Here is a 13,659-nt window from a genome sequence, read left to right as displayed (position 1 = left end):
AGAAGACCCGCCTTTCTTGCGCATGGCTTCGAAAATCGGAATCGACTTTTGGAAGCGATTATGCGCAAATTCAAGGTGTTACTGTGTCCTTGGCGTGTTTCGGTGCATGCGGAGCGCAGTAGGAAAAGCCCAAACTCGAGAGAGCGATGCTGCACGTCTCCTGGTGGAAGACCGTCCTGATTTGGTTCGCCGTTCTCTTGAGCGTTGTCCTTGTCGTGCCCAATCTGCTTGACGGCCAGCGGCTCGCGTCTTTCCCGAACTGGTTTGCGCAACGAAAGGTGGAGCTTGGGCTCGATCTCAAGGGCGGCTCGCATATCATGCTCAAGATCGAGCGTGATGACGTCGTCAGAAACCGGTTGGAGACTGTCGTCGGCGATATCAGCGCCAGACTGCGCACAGTCAATATTCCCTATTCTGGTTTGACGGGCACCGGTCAGAAGGTCCAGTTGCGCATTAATGATCCTGCCCGGGTGCAGGCTGCTGTGAATGCCTTGAAGCCGATCACCGATGCGGTTTCCGGCAAGCCGGAAGCGACCTTGTCGCAGGGCGACAATGGCGCGCTTACCATTGATATCACCGACGCCGGCATCAAAGACGGTCTGTCTGCCGCCATGACCCGGTCGCTCAAGATCATCCGCAATCGCATCGCGCAACTTGACGTCGGCGAACCGCTGATCCGCCGGCAGAATGCTGACCGTATTGTGATCCAGGTGCCGGGTCTGGGCGATCCGCAGCGCCTGAAGAACCTTCTGAACCAGCCCGCCGAACTCAGCTTTCGCCTGGTCGATCCATCGATGTCGGTGCAGGACGCTATGAACGGCCGTCCGCCCGCAGGTTCCGAGGTGGTGTTTTCCGAGGATGATCCGCCGGCCGGCTATCTTCTGCAAAAGCAGCCCCTTCTTTCGAATATCGACTTTGCCGATGCCGCGGCGGTGTCGAATACCCAGAATAACGACGGTAATGTCTCTGTCAGGCTGACGCCGGAGGCGACCAGCCGTTTCGCCCAGGCAACGGCCGCCAATCTCGGCAAGATCATTGTGGTGGTGCTTGATGGCCAGGTCATTTCGTCCGCTTCGCTGAAAAACGCGATCACCACCGGCGATATCAATATTCCCGGCGATTTCACGGCCCAGGGTGCGCAGGACCTGTCCGTCATGCTGAAATCCGGGCCGCTGCCGGCGACGCTGACCACTGTCGAGGAGCGGACCATCGAGCCCGGTCTCGGCGGCGAAACGATGCGCTCCGCCGTCATCGCCTGTATCATTGCAGCTATCTTCGTCGCGGCGCTGATGATCGGCTTTTATGGGCTGCTCGGCGTCGCCGCGACGATCGCGCTCATCATCAATATCGTCATGGTCCTGGCGGTCATGGGGGTGTTCGGTATCACGCTGACGCTACCGGGCATTGCCGCCATTGTGCTGATCATCGGGATCGCGCTCGATGCCAACGTCTTGATCTACGAGCGCGTCCGTGAGGAAGAGAAGAAGACCCATCTTCTCGTCGACGCATTGCGCCATGGCTTCAACAGGGCAGTGTCCACCGTTGCGGATGCCAACTTCACCGTGCTCATGATTGCTGCCATCCTGTTTTATGTCAGCAGCGGCGCGGTGCGGGGTTTCGCGGCGACGCTGATCGTCGGCGTTTTCACCACTTTCTTTACCGCCTGCTTCGTCACGCGGTCGCTCGTCAATGCCTGGATTTCGCATCGCAAGCCGCGCGTGCTGCTGGCCGGTGTTCGCAGCGGCATCTTTGATGGCGCCAATATCCGCTTCATGGGCATCCGCCGCTATACGTTCACGGTATCGGCGGCATTGTCCGTGGCGACCTTGCTCGCCTTCGCGGCGGTCGGCATGCATCTGGGCATCGATTTCACCGGTGGTTCGATCATCGAGGTGCGCGCCAAGCAAGGCGTTGCCGACATCGCCGATATTCAGGCGCGTTTGCAGCAGACTATTCCGGGTGATGTTCAGGTCGAGCGGCTGGATGACCGGCTAGGGGCGGTGATCCGGGTGCATGCGCAGGAGGGCGGCGAGAATGCCGAACAATCCGCCCTGACCCTTGTTCGCGATGAACTGAGCAAGGATTACGACTTCTCCCGCGTTGAAGTGGTTGGCCCCTCGGTTTCCGGCGAGATCACCAGGACAGCGTCGCTCGCCGTTCTGGCGGCGCTGGTGGCGATCCTCATTTATATCTGGCTTCGGTTCGAATGGCAGTTTGCAGTCGGCGCGATCATCGCGACGCTGCATGATGTGATCCTGACGCTCGGCCTCTTCGTGCTGACGGGCATGGAATTCAACATGACCGGCATTGCGGCACTGCTGACCATCGTCGGCTATTCGCTGAACGACACGGTCGTGGTCTATGATCGTATGCGCGAGAATCTCAAGCGTTACTCACAGATGCCGTTGCCGATCCTGATCGATGCCTCGATCAATCAGACCTTGTCGCGCACGGTTCTGACATCGGCAACGACGTTGTTGGCGCTGTTTGCGCTCTATATATTCGGCGGCGAGGTGATCCGCTCCTTCACCTTCGTCCTGCTCTTCGGCGTTGCGGTCGGCACTTTCTCGTCGATCTATATTGCGGCGCCGGTCCTGATCGTCTTCAAGCTGCGCCCGGACAAGTTCCAGGCCGGCGGCGAAAGCAAGGGTCAGGCAGGGAGCGACATGCAATCAGAAAAACCAGCGGTGTGACAGAGTGGCAAAAGGTATAGAAATCCGAAGCGCGCATTTTCCCGGCCGCGCGCCGATCGACGCTTACGGCAATGGCGGCTTTCGCTTTGCGGACATGTCGCATCGCGGCTCGCTGCTTTGCCTGCCCTCCGGCATCTATGGTTGGGACATGACGATGGAGGATGCGCTGACGCCGGCGCATTTTCAGAGGGTGCTCGACGAAGCCGCTCAGATCGAAGTGCTTCTGGTCGGCACCGGTACGGAGCTGCGCCCGCTGCCGGCGGAATTGAAGACGGCGCTGCGTGCCAGGCAGATTTCCTCCGATCCGATGAGCACGGGGGCGGCGGTACGCACCTTCAACATCATGTTGGCTGAGTCGCGCGCCGTGGCCGCGGCGCTGATCGCCGTTTGACCAGAGATCGGCCAAGCATGACGACAGACGCTGCGCCCCGTAGCAACCAGGATCTTTGCCTGGCGACGCTTCGCGACACCGATCGCGACCGCTATCTCGCCTGCCTTCTGGCGCCGGAGGACAAGCGCGGCGCTCTTGCAGCACTCTATGCCTTCAACGCCGAACTGGCGCGCATCCGCGATCTTGTGCATGAGCCGCTGCCGGGCGAGGTACGCATGCAATATTGGCGCGATCTGCTCGAAGGGCAGGCGCATGGATCGAGCGCGGCCAATCCGGTCGCCGCTGAACTGCTCACAACGATCGACCAATACCGCCTGCCAACGCAGACGCTGATCGACATGATCGATGCGCACATTTTCGATCTCTACGACGATCCGATGGAAACGCGCGGCACGCTGGAAGGCTATGCCGGCGAGACTGCCTCTGCGCTGATCCAGCTTGCAAGCCTGGTATTGTCGGCGGACGACGCCCGTCGTTCCGCTGATGCCGCGGGCCATGCCGGGGTGGCGCAGGCGATTGCCGGACTGCTGCTGCTTATGCCGCTGCACCGTCGTCGCGGGCAGCTTTATCTGCCGCTGGAAATCCTGACGGCGACCGGTCTCGATCGCGACACGTTCCTCGCCGGTGAGGACAAGGTGCGGATATCGGCGGCCATCGAAGCTTTCGCCGGTCTCGGGCGCGAGCATCTGGCGAAGGCAAGGGCAGCTGGCCCTATTGCGCCAGCGGTATTTCCAGCCTTCCTGCCGGTAGTTCTGGCTGAACCGGTGCTGAAACGCGCGCAGAAGCTGGGTGTCGGGGTGTTCGATCAAGCCTTCCAGCCGCCGCAATGGCGCCGGCAGATGCGTATGGCGCTTGCTGCCATGACGAAGAAAATCTGAAATCGACCAAGTTCGCGCAAGTCTCGAGGTTTATGGAGATTGCCGAACTGCCGCCCGTATTCCTGGAGAAGCCGCCATGGGCATTATCGTCTGGTGCACACTCTTTGCGATCGTCGTCTTCTTTGCCTTCTTTATAGCGCGCATGACGTCGCAGAATAAGGAAGACGGTTTGCACGATACTGGTCTTGCCATTCTCGAATTCGGGCGCGCCTTTCCGACGGAAGCGATCCGGCAACTGCAAACGACGGCCAATGGCCAGGCGGTGTTCGTGCGCCTGCATGACGACAAGGCCGGTTTCATGCGCAGCCTGCGCAATCACTACAGCGTTCATCTGATCGAGCCGGGCAGGGCACGCGCCAAGGATTCGGGGAGCGGCCGTGGCTTGACGATCGATTTCCTCGATGCCCCGCATCACAACGGCACGTTTGAATTCGTGACGCCCGCGGAGGCGGCCGAAGTGTCGCTCTGGCTGCTCGGCAATTATGTCGCTGGCGAAAATCCCAAGCCGTCGACAATGATGCCGACGGCAAAGGCTTGAGAAGGCTTTAGGCGCTCTCGGCGACCGCAGGCGACGGGAAGACTGGTGCTTGAACGCCGAGCCATGCCGCGCAATCGGTAAGCGCCCGCTTGGCGATCAGTTGTCGCTTCATGATCGTCTTATCCTTGCCGCGGAAGCGCTTGACGCCTTCTGGCTTGACGATCGAACCAGGTTCCAGCTCCGGGAATAGCCCGAAATTGATGTTCATCGGCTGGAAGGAGCGCTTGCCGGGCTCTTCGTCGGACACGATATGGCCGCCGGTGATATGGCTCAGCAGCGAGCCCAACGCCGTCGTGGCCGGCGGTACGGACGGTGCCTCGCCCTTGCGCTCAGCGGCGGCGAAGCGACCGGCGAGCAGGCCGATGCTGGCGCTCTCGACATAGCCCTCGCAGCCGGTGATCTGGCCGGCGAAACGCAGGCCCGGCCGGGACTTCAGTGTTAGCGAGCGATCGAGCAGGGTTGGTGAATTGATATAGGTGTTGCGGTGCAGGCCGCCGAGGCGCGCGAATTCGGCATTCTCAAGGCCCGGGATCAGCCGGAAGATCTCGGCCTGTGCGCCATATTTCAGCTTCGTCTGGAAGCCGACCATGTTGTAGAGCGTGCCGAGCGCATTGTCCTGGCGCAGCTGCACCACGGCATAGGCCTTGACGGTCGGGTTATGGGCATTGGTCAGGCCCATCGGCTTCATCGGTCCGTGACGCAGCGTCTCGCGTCCGCGCTCGGCCATGACCTCGATAGGCAGGCAGCCGTCGAAATAGGGCGTGCCTTCCCACTCCTTGAAGCCGACGGCATCGCCGGCGATCAGCGCGTCGAGGAAGGCACTGTATTGGGCTTCGTCCATCGGGCAGTTGATATAGTCCTTGCCGGTGCCGCCCGGCCCGACCTTGTCGTAGCGGGACTGATACCAGCAGATGTCCATATTGATGCTGTCGCGATAGACGATCGGCGCGATGGCGTCGAAAAAGGCAAGCGCATCCGCGCCGGTCTCGGCCTGAATGGCGCTGGCAAGCCCAGGTGCCGTCAGCGGGCCGGTGGCGATGATCGCCTGATCCCATTCGCTGGGCGGCAGGCCCTCGATTTCTTCGCGCACCACGGTGATTAGCGGATGACTTTCGACCGCTTGCGTGACCGCCGCCGCAAACCCGTCGCGGTCCACTGCCAACGCGCCGCCGGCCGGAACCTGGTGCTTGTCGGCGCAGGTCATGATCAACGAACCCGCCAGGCGCATTTCCGCATGGATGACGCCCACCGCATTGCTGGTCGCATCGTCGGAGCGGAATGAATTGGAACAAACGAGTTCCGCGAGATCGTCGGTCTTGTGCGCCTCGGTGCCGCGCACGCCACGCATTTCATGCAGGATGACCGGTACGCCGGCGCGGGCGATCTGCCAGGCGGCTTCGGAGCCGGCAAGGCCGCCGCCGATTACATGGATGGGAGAAAAGGAGCTGGTCTTTGTCATGGGCGCGTCATTATCACGGGCAGGCCGATGATCCAATTGCTTTACGCAAGGCCCGGAATCAAAAACGGCGCCGAAAGGCGCCGTCTTGAGGCAGTCCGTTCAGTCCGTTGTGATTAACGGAAAGAACGGGAAGCGATGTTGCGGATTTCGTAGCGGCTAACGCCGATATCCGACAGGGTCTGGCTGGAAAGGTTGCCAAGCTCGTTCAGAGTGCGGCGGTAGCTGATCCAGTTCTTGGCAATGCGAATCGGGTTCATGGTCTTGTCCTCAAGTAGTCAGTTGCGAGCGGCGCGATTGCCGCCTCAGCGCTTGAGATACATATATACATAAGGGCGCTGATTTTGCAGTGCGAATAAAAAGCATCTGCTATGCATTTGTGCAATGTGACGCCTAAAAAGCCATCAGCGCCTAAATTTTATCCGGCATGCGCGTGGCGAATGGCTTGGAAGCAGCCTGCCAATTGTGCAGGTGCGAATAGCGCGCAAAAAGAACGCCCGTCGCGGTTGTCCGCAACGGGCGTTGTGAGGCTGTCGCTGTTGGGCGAAGCCAGTCCGGCGATTAGCGGCCGGTGGCTTCGCGAGCTACGCGATGGATGTCAGAACGGTCGATGCCGAGGTCGTGCAGTTCGCGGGTGCTCATGCGGCCGAGTTCGGTAACGGTCTGACGATACTTGCGCCAGTTGTTGAAGGAGCGGGTCAGGTTCATCGTAATTCCCTTTCGAAGGTTTGGAGATCGGCGGTTCCGCGAATGGTTCCGACCTCGATCTAATGGATTTAAATATATGCTGCGGCGCGAAAACTAAAAGCGCGAATGCTTCATGTCACCTATGCATAAAGCGCAACCCTCAAGAGCGTTCTGCCTAAGATGATGGCTGCTTTATGGGCACATCACGGCGGTGTGATGGTGGCTCTCGAATCATTTATTCGACCAAATATAAATACTTACGCCCGGTTGGTGGGCAATTGCCCGGATATTGTCCGCGTCCTGCCATGATCCTTAATCTCTTTCGAGCCGTATTGTGTCGAAAAGATCGCTGAGGGCGGGTCGACGAAAATCTCGCTTCTTGTTGCTCTCGCGTCAGCTTGCCTTGCATCGTTACGATAAAAAATGACACGCAGGCGAGAACTGATGATCTTCAGGGGATTAAACGATTTAATCGGGGTAAAAAAATAACGCCCACCGCGGGAGGAGGATGCGGTGGGCGTCATTTGTGGTGATTGACGACTGGGAGGAGGAGTGTCGTCAATCTATCGGAGCGCACTGGGAGGAGGAGTGTGCGGCTCCGAATTCCTTATGGGAAAATCATTCCCCAGGCTCTTTCCAGCTTTCGCCGAAGCGGCGTGCCACCGCCGTCCCTTGTCAGATATAAATAGTATGACTTTTGAATTTGTGCAACGCAATAATTTCATGGGAGGCATGTTGATTGCGCATGTCTTTGTCGGGCATTGAACCGCCACTGGGCATAATGGCGAATGGAGTCTTAATGCTGCATTAATATGATACAGCTCGCCGACAATTTTTAAGGGGTGGAATGCGGGCATGTGGCCTCGGTTGCATTCCATTATGGGATGGGACACGTTGTGGTAAGGGAATCGCAGTCGGGAGCGCGCGATGTATCGGGGTAGGCTTGAGCGTGATCTGAAGATCTGGGTCGACAAAGGGCTGGTCGACGCGCCGGCGGCCTCGGCAATCCTCGGCGAATATGACAGCCGGCCCGCAAGCTTCAGCGCCGGTCGCGTGCTGGCCGTCATGGCGGCGCTCTTGGTCGGTGCGGCGATCCTGCTCTTCGTTGCCTCGAATTGGGAAGCGATTCCAAGGATCGTTCGCTTCCTTGGGCTCGTGGCGCTCATCTGGGCCTTTTATCTTGGCGGCGCGTATTTGTTGACGCGCGGACGCTCGATTGTTGCGACAGCACTGCTGATTCTTGGGACGATGACCTTCGGCGGCGCCATGTCGCTGGTCGGACAGATGTACAATATATCCGGCGATGTGCTGACGATGATGATCGTCTGGTTCGCGGCAGCAGCTATTGCCACGGCGCTGTTTCGTTCGTCTGCCCAGGCAGCTCTTGCCGGTTTTCTCGCCTGGGGCTTCTGCGGCTTCTATCTCTCGGATCACTCTGGTGAGTGGTACGGTGTCATGCCCTGGGTACCGCCGATCATGGCAGCGATCATTATCGCTCTTGTGCGATACGTCGATGCGCCCCGTGTGCGGCATCTCGCCTATATCGTGCTCGTCGGCTGGCTGACATGGGTTTTCGCGCAATATGAGAGTTTGCAGGCTGCCGTCCTGCTGGCTGCCGCCGGCTTGATTGTCTTTCTGGCGGTCAGTCTTCCGGTTTCACCCCTGGCGCGGATTGCCCGGACTGCTGGCGCGGCACCTGCCTTCTACGCCTTCCTCATTGCCGCCATCGGCCTCCTGGCGATCCACGGAGAGATTGCCGGCGGTTTTTTTGAGAATGACATCTGGGTTCAAAACAAGCTGCCGCTCGTCGTGCTCGCCTTCATAACGTTGGCAAGCGCGATCATCGCGATCATTCTCGGTGGTCGCGACAATGGTGCCCTGCGTTATCTCGCCTATTTCGTCTTTGCCTGCGAGATCCTCTATCTCGCCAGCGAAACGGTCGGCTCGATCATCGGTACGTCGGGCTTTTTCCTGGTCAGCGGCGTGTTGGTTGCGATTGCCGCCTGGCTGGTCATCCGGCTGGAGCGGCGATTTTCCCATGGTGACGGGCAGGGGGACAAGGCATGACATTGATCGCTGACACGAAAGCCGCTGGAGGCAATTTCACGCGTCGCATGTGGATCGCCGCGATCATCGTTGCCGCCCTGCAGACCGCCGTGCTCGGCTATATGGTCGGTGAGAGGGCCTGGGGGCTGCGAAGCGGTGTCGAGGTCCTCCTGAAAACCGCGCCTGTCGATCCACGCGATCTTCTGCGGGGCGACTACGTTACCTTGAACTACGACATTTCACGGGTTCCCGTCTCGACGCTGGTCGACGGCCCGCCGAAGAAGGGCGTGAATGCTCCGATCCTGTCTGTTCGCCTGAAGAAGCAGGACGACGGTTACTGGGGCATTGTCGAATCATCATTCGCAGCGCTCGATCCGAAGCCTGACACGGTCGTGCTCAAAAGCCTGCCTTTCGTCGGTTATGTTTTCGATGGCGAGCCGACCGATCCGTCGCAAGCGATGATCGGGGTCACCTATGGCATTGAGCGCTATTACGTGCCCGAAGGCCAGGGGCGCGATATCGAGAGTGCACGCAATGACGGTCGCGTCGCCATCGCGGCCCGGATCTCGTCCGATGGCGCTGCCCACATCAGAAGCCTGCTTCTCGACGGCGAACCGCTGTATGAAGAGCCGCTTTATTGACCGGCTTGCACTATAAAACCGAACAACCTTTGCGGACGGTCGTGGAACCGTCATTTTTCCTTTGCGTGGTTTGAAACGGGTGATATAGAGACGCCGCGCTCCGGAAGGCCCCATGAGCAGGCATTGCCATGCGGTTTTGGGAACGCGGGTATGGTGAAATTGGTAGACACGCCAGATTTAGGTTCTGGTGCCGCAAGGCGTGGGAGTTCAAGTCTCTCTACCCGCACCAAGGCTGCCTTGTGGACGGGAGAGGCTTAACGGCCTGTCTCCTGGCCCGCTGTTGGAAGCGCCATTCTGCCTGGAACATCCCGTTTTCAAATTGAAAGCGGATAAGATGTTCCGGATTCAAAGAGGTAGAGCGGCCTTTGCGCGTTCGTTCGAACGCGCGGTGCTCTAGCAGAATGACAAGGAATTGCATCCAAGCCACGCTCGGGATTTTCCGGCGTCGTGCTCACTGAAACGAACGGCTGTCTGGGCACGGCCGCCATGAATGAAGGTAGGACAATGCAGGTTATCGAAACGCTCGCTGAAGGGCTGAAGCGCGAAATCAAGGTGGTCATCCCCGCCAAGGACATGGAAGGCCGGATGAACGAGCGCCTGGCCGAGGTCAAGGACAAGGTCCGTATCAACGGCTTCCGTCCGGGCAAGGTGCCGGTCGCGCATCTGAAGAAGGTCTACGGCAAGTCGATCATGGCCGACCTCGTCAACGAGATCGTTCGTGACCAGCCGCCGGCAATCCTGACCGAGCGCGGCGAAAAGTCGGCAACACAGCCGGAAGTCGCCATGACGGAAGACAAGGACGAGGCTGAAAAGATCCTCGCCGCTGAAGCCGATTTCGAATTCACGCTCTCCTACGAAGTTATCCCGGCGATCGAACTGAAGTCGGTCAAGGGCGTCAAGGTCACCCGCGAAGTCGCCGAGATCGGCGAAGACGAAGTCACCGAGCAGATCCTGAAGATCGCTGAAAGCGCTCGCAGCTACGAAGCCAAGAAGGGCAAGGCCGCCGACGGCGACCGCGTCACCATCGACTACCTCGGCAAAGTCGACGGCGTTGCCTTCGACGGCGGCAAGGACGAAGATTCCCAGCTGGTTCTCGGCTCCAACCGCTTCATCCCGGGCTTCGAAGAGCAGCTCGTCGGCGTCAAGGCTGGCGACGAGAAGACCATCACCGTGACGTTCCCGGCTGAATACCCGGCCAAGAATCTAGCCGGCAAGGAAGCCACCTTCGACATCACCGTCAAGGAAGTCGCAGCTCCCGGCGAAGTCGAAATCAATGACGAACTCGCCTCCAAGCTCGGCCTCGAATCGGCTGACCGTCTGAAGGAAATCGTTCGCGGCCAGATCGAAAGCCAGTACGGCTCGGTTACCCGCCAGAAGGTCAAGCGTCAGATCCTCGACCAGCTCGACGAGATGTACCAGTTCGACACGCCGCAGAAGCTGGTCGATGCCGAATTCGCCAGTATCTGGCGCCAGATCCAGACCGATCTCGCCGAATCGGGCAAGACCTTCGAAGACGAAGACACGACGGAAGAAAAGGCTCGCGAAGAGTACCGCAAGCTGGCTGAACGCCGCGTTCGCCTCGGCCTCGTTCTCTCCGAAATCGGCGAAAAGGCCGGCGTCGAAGTCAGCGAAGACGAACTGCAGCGCGCGCTCTACGCTCAGCTCCAGCAGTTCCCGGGCCAGGAAAAGGAAATCCTGGACTTCTTCCGCAACACGCCTGGCGCTTCCGCCAACCTGCGCGCGCCGATCTTCGAAGAAAAGGTCATCGACCACCTGCTGACCGAAGTCGACGTCACCGACAAGACCGTTTCCAAGGAAGCACTGCTGGCTGACGACGAATCCGAAGACAAGCCGGCTGCAAAGAAGGCTGCTCCGAAGAAGAAGGCTGCCAAGGCCGAAGCAACGGAAGCCGCTGCCGAAGGCGAAGAAGCCGCCGCTCCGAAGAAGAAGGCTGCTCCGAAGAAGAAGGCTGCTGAAGACAGCGCCGAATAATCGGTTCTATTTTGCAATGAAATCAGGCCCTGCCGTTCGCGGCGGGGCCTTTTCTGTTGAGTTGATAAGGGAAAAGAAAAACTCCCTCTCCCCGTAAAACGGGGAGAGGGCTACCCTGCAATTTCCGCAACCCCTCTCAAAGCTCCGACTTGATATCACCCATCCGGTTCCAAGCATCCAGGCCGGCAATCTTGTAGGCTTCGGCAAGCGTCGGGTAGTTGAAGGTGTTTTCGACGAAATATTCGACCGTGCCTTTGAGGTTCAGCACGGCCTGGCCGATATGGACGAGTTCGGTCGCCCCTTCGCCGACGATGTGGACGCCGAGCAGGCGGCGGGTCTTTAGGGAGAAGATCAGCTTTAGGAGGCCGGTGTCGAGGCCCATGATATGGCCGCGCGATGTTTCGCGGAAACGGGCGATGCCACATTCATAGGGAATGTGGCGTTCCTTGACCTCTTCCTCGGAGAGGCCGCAGGTGGAGATCTCCGGCACGGCGTAGATGCCATAGGGGAAGTATTTCGGCGGCTCCTTGGCGATGGCGCCGACGGCGACGCGGGCGGCAATGCGGCCCTGTTCCATCGAGGTGGAGGCAAGGCTCGGGAAGCCGACGACGTCGCCTGCCGCGAAAATATGCGGCACGTTGGTGGCGAAGGTTTCCGGATTGACGCTCAGGCGGCCGCGGCTGTCGGCCTCGAGACCGGCGGCGGCAAGGTTCAGCGTATCGGTCGCGCCCATGCGGCCGGCGGCAAACAGCACCATGTCGGTAACAAGGCGGCGGCCATTGTCGAGCGTCAGCTCCACCTTGCCGTCCTGGCGGACGACCTTCTCGGCTTTCTGGCCGAGCAGCAGCTTCATGTTGCGGTCGCGAAGCTGGTAGATGAAATCCTCGACGATCTCCTTGTCGATGAAGTCGAGCATGGTTGATTTCGGATCGATCAGCGTCACCTGCGTGTCGAGCGCGCTGAAGATCGTCGCATATTCGATGCCGATGACGCCGGCGCCGATGACGACCATCGAGCGGGGCAGCGTCTCGATCTCCAGCAGCTCGTCACTGTCGAGAACGGTCTTGTTGTCGAAGGGCATGTAGTCCGGACGGAATGGCTTGGTGCCGACCGCAAGCAGGATGCTGGTGCCGGTGACATGAATGACTTCGCCATCGTCCTTGACGACCTGCATGGTCTGGGAATCGACAAAACTCGCTTTGCCGCGAATGTGCTGCACGCGATTGCGGGCGAACTGATGCTCCAGCACCTCGACTTCATGATCAAGCGTGATCAGCAGGCGGCGGCGCAGGTCCTCGGCGCTGATCTCCTGCTTGACCCTATAGGCGCGGCCATAGAAGCCGCGCTCGCGCCAGCCGGAGAGGTTGAGTGCGGTCTCGCGCAACGTCTTTGACGGAATGGTGCCGGTGTGAACGGAAACGCCGCCCACACGCTTGCCCTGTTCAATCACAAGCACCTTCTTGCCGAGCTTGGCGGCTTGAATAGCGCCTCTGCGGCCGGCAGGGCCGCTACCCACGACGAGGAGATCGAATTGGTCCATCGGGAAGCCTCGGATGTTTGATTACGGAATCAATGTCGCAATGCAACATGCTGTCCGTCAACCGGTAGCTGCTCAATGTTACAGATTATCTAACGGGAAAGGCCCGATACTCAGGAGTTTGAAAGGCCGAGCCACGGCTCCAGCTTTTCAAACGTCCGATCCATCGCATAGGCGCGGGTAAAGGAAAACGGCAGGTGCCCGTAAATGATCGACATCTGGCTCTCCGCGGTCGCTTCGCCGGTCTTGGCAATCGCGGCGAGATAGAGGGCCGAAGCCAGTCCGGTGCGATCTGAACCCGCCTGGCAGTGGATCAACAGCGGCTTCGGCGCGTTGCGCATGATCTCGACCAATTGGGCGGCCTGGGCCTGCGTCAGTTCGTGGGCGGAGGACATGCGGAAATCGATGTGATCGATATTCAGTTCCTTGGCCTGGGCGACTTCGCTGTCATACCAGGCGTGGCCGGTATTGTTGCCGCGCAGGTTGATGATGGTCTTGATGCCATATTGCTTCTGCAATTCGGCAATTGTCGACGCCGACGGCTGCGATGAGCGGTAGACCTCGCCCGCGATGACCGGATGGAAGTTCGTCGTCCAGAGCATATGGGCGTAGAAGCCGCCGGCTATCAGCGCGAAGGGGGAGAGTGCGAGGGTCACACCGCGGCCAATACGGCGCAAGCGACGAATAAGCGGCGATGAGGTCTTCAGCATGTAATCTCCGTGAGCGTCGAACCAGGAATGATAAGGCGCAATCAAAACAACGGCTTCCTTCGGCAGGCATGCCGATCTGGAGGCATTGTC

General features: G+C 59.5%; 12 protein-coding genes and 1 tRNA gene. 8 read left to right on the top strand and 5 right to left on the bottom strand.

Annotation, left to right across the window (positions count from 1 at the left end):
* Positions 1 to 146: 146 nt before the first annotated feature.
* The 4 genes from secDF to AB6803_RS07610 all read left to right on the top strand — a co-directional run bounded on the left by secDF (position 147) and on the right by AB6803_RS07610 (position 4,500).
* Entirely contained in the window at positions 147 to 2,693 is a 2,547-nt protein-coding gene (gene secDF / locus AB6803_RS07625) for a protein translocase subunit SecDF (protein ID WP_371108288.1), read from the top strand.
* Positions 2,694 to 2,697: 4 nt separating this feature from the next.
* Complete coding sequence (locus AB6803_RS07620; protein WP_371108287.1) at positions 2,698 to 3,084, top strand: Mth938-like domain-containing protein; 387 nt, start codon at positions 2,698 to 2,700, stop codon at positions 3,082 to 3,084.
* Between the two features lie 17 nt (positions 3,085 to 3,101).
* Positions 3,102 to 3,962 (top strand): phytoene/squalene synthase family protein, encoded by an 861-nt coding sequence (locus AB6803_RS07615; protein WP_371108286.1) that lies wholly within the window; start codon positions 3,102 to 3,104, stop codon positions 3,960 to 3,962.
* Positions 3,963 to 4,038: 76 nt separating this feature from the next.
* Positions 4,039 to 4,500 carry a hypothetical protein gene (locus tag AB6803_RS07610; RefSeq protein ID WP_371108285.1) on the top strand — a complete coding sequence of 154 codons (462 nt, stop codon included), beginning with the start codon at positions 4,039 to 4,041 and terminating at the stop codon, positions 4,498 to 4,500.
* A 7-nt stretch (positions 4,501 to 4,507) separates the two neighbouring features.
* Here the strand turns inward: AB6803_RS07610 and trmFO are convergent, their stop codons facing one another.
* From trmFO to AB6803_RS07595, 3 genes are all read right to left on the bottom strand, one after another.
* Positions 4,508 to 5,959: a methylenetetrahydrofolate--tRNA-(uracil(54)-C(5))-methyltransferase (FADH(2)-oxidizing) TrmFO gene (trmFO, locus tag AB6803_RS07605; protein ID WP_371108284.1), complete on the bottom strand. Its 1,452-nt coding sequence runs from the start codon at positions 5,957 to 5,959 to the stop codon at positions 4,508 to 4,510.
* 113 nt (positions 5,960 to 6,072) lie between these two features.
* Positions 6,073 to 6,216 carry a DUF1127 domain-containing protein gene (locus AB6803_RS07600; protein ID WP_007690982.1) on the bottom strand — a complete coding sequence of 48 codons (144 nt, stop codon included), beginning with the start codon at positions 6,214 to 6,216 and terminating at the stop codon, positions 6,073 to 6,075.
* Between the two features lie 301 nt (positions 6,217 to 6,517).
* The gene (locus AB6803_RS07595) at positions 6,518 to 6,664 is read right to left on the bottom strand and encodes a DUF1127 domain-containing protein (protein WP_007690983.1); all 147 of its coding nucleotides are present in this window, start codon (positions 6,662 to 6,664) and stop codon (positions 6,518 to 6,520) included.
* 906 nt (positions 6,665 to 7,570) lie between these two features.
* Between AB6803_RS07595 and AB6803_RS07590 the strand changes: the two genes are divergently transcribed.
* From AB6803_RS07590 to tig, 4 genes are all read left to right on the top strand, one after another.
* On the top strand, positions 7,571 to 8,710 hold the full coding sequence (locus AB6803_RS07590; protein ID WP_371108283.1) for a DUF2157 domain-containing protein: 1,140 nt from the start codon (positions 7,571 to 7,573) through the stop codon (positions 8,708 to 8,710).
* Positions 8,707 to 9,330 (top strand): GDYXXLXY domain-containing protein, encoded by a 624-nt coding sequence (locus AB6803_RS07585; protein WP_371108282.1) that lies wholly within the window; start codon positions 8,707 to 8,709, stop codon positions 9,328 to 9,330. The genes AB6803_RS07590 and AB6803_RS07585 overlap by 4 nt, the downstream gene beginning before the upstream one ends.
* 144 nt (positions 9,331 to 9,474) lie before the next feature.
* Positions 9,475 to 9,559: transfer RNA gene (locus AB6803_RS07580), tRNA-Leu, on the top strand.
* Between the two features lie 275 nt (positions 9,560 to 9,834).
* Positions 9,835 to 11,322 (top strand): trigger factor, encoded by a 1,488-nt coding sequence (gene tig / locus AB6803_RS07575; protein WP_371108281.1) that lies wholly within the window; start codon positions 9,835 to 9,837, stop codon positions 11,320 to 11,322.
* A gap of 136 nt (positions 11,323 to 11,458) precedes the next feature.
* Here the strand turns inward: tig and sthA are convergent, their stop codons facing one another.
* Entirely contained in the window at positions 11,459 to 12,862 is a 1,404-nt protein-coding gene (gene sthA, locus AB6803_RS07570; protein ID WP_371108280.1) for a Si-specific NAD(P)(+) transhydrogenase, read from the bottom strand.
* Between the two features lie 110 nt (positions 12,863 to 12,972).
* A complete protein-coding gene (locus tag AB6803_RS07565; RefSeq protein WP_371108279.1) occupies positions 12,973 to 13,569 on the bottom strand; it encodes a dual specificity protein phosphatase family protein in 597 nt (198 codons plus the stop codon).
* Between the last annotated feature and the right edge of the window lie 90 nt (positions 13,570 to 13,659).

Source organism: Rhizobium sp. RCC_161_2, from assembly GCF_041355235.1.
In the GTDB taxonomy this organism is placed as follows: domain Bacteria; phylum Pseudomonadota; class Alphaproteobacteria; order Rhizobiales; family Rhizobiaceae; genus Rhizobium.
The sequence above is the reverse complement of the archived record's forward strand: the minus strand, read 5'-3'. Positions and strand labels throughout refer to the sequence as shown.

Coding starts and splice junctions, on each gene's coding strand:
- secDF (WP_371108288.1), top strand. CDS start 147: ATGCTGCACGTCTCCTGGTGGAAGACCGTCCTGATTTGGTTCGCCGTT.
- AB6803_RS07615 (WP_371108286.1), top strand. CDS start 3,102: ATGACGACAGACGCTGCGCCCCGTAGCAACCAGGATCTTTGCCTGGCG.
- AB6803_RS07610 (WP_371108285.1), top strand. CDS start 4,039: ATGGGCATTATCGTCTGGTGCACACTCTTTGCGATCGTCGTCTTCTTT.
- trmFO (WP_371108284.1), bottom strand. CDS start 5,959: ATGACAAAGACCAGCTCCTTTTCTCCCATCCATGTAATCGGCGGCGGC.
- AB6803_RS07600 (WP_007690982.1), bottom strand. CDS start 6,216: ATGAACCCGATTCGCATTGCCAAGAACTGGATCAGCTACCGCCGCACT.
- AB6803_RS07595 (WP_007690983.1), bottom strand. CDS start 6,664: ATGAACCTGACCCGCTCCTTCAACAACTGGCGCAAGTATCGTCAGACC.
- AB6803_RS07590 (WP_371108283.1), top strand. CDS start 7,571: ATGTATCGGGGTAGGCTTGAGCGTGATCTGAAGATCTGGGTCGACAAA.
- AB6803_RS07585 (WP_371108282.1), top strand. CDS start 8,707: ATGACATTGATCGCTGACACGAAAGCCGCTGGAGGCAATTTCACGCGT.
- tig (WP_371108281.1), top strand. CDS start 9,835: ATGCAGGTTATCGAAACGCTCGCTGAAGGGCTGAAGCGCGAAATCAAG.
- sthA (WP_371108280.1), bottom strand. CDS start 12,862: ATGGACCAATTCGATCTCCTCGTCGTGGGTAGCGGCCCTGCCGGCCGC.
- AB6803_RS07565 (WP_371108279.1), bottom strand. CDS start 13,569: ATGCTGAAGACCTCATCGCCGCTTATTCGTCGCTTGCGCCGTATTGGC.